Source organism: Pseudomonas sp. SIMBA_067 (assembly GCF_046534675.1).
Classification (GTDB): Bacteria; Pseudomonadota; Gammaproteobacteria; order Pseudomonadales; family Pseudomonadaceae; genus Aquipseudomonas; species Aquipseudomonas putida.
In genome coordinates, this window is record NZ_JAWRYH010000920.1 from 1 (window position 1) to 252 (window position 252).

Here is a 252-nt window from a genome sequence, read left to right on the forward strand (position 1 = left end):
GGCCAGGCGCATGGCCTGTGGCATGACTTCTACAATTCGCCGTTCAACATCCTCGCCATCGAAGCCATGGCCCGCTGGGTACACCCCGAGCGCTTCGAGGGCCTCGACCCGCAGGCGACCCTGGCCGAGATCAACCAACTGCTCAAGGTCGGCCTGGACGGCCAGTACTGGGTCGACGCCAAGTGACTGCACTGGCTCAGGATGGCGCCGCACTGGCCGCCTGGCACTATCGCCGGCTGCTGTGGCGGCGCG

The 252-nt window shown here is 67.1% G+C and carries 1 pseudogene; it reads left to right on the top strand.

Going from position 1 to position 252, the window contains the following annotated elements:
• Positions 1-186, top strand: a pseudogene (locus SB765_RS31900) (iron ABC transporter substrate-binding protein); the annotation flags it as partial.
• Positions 187-252 lie beyond the last annotated feature (66 nt).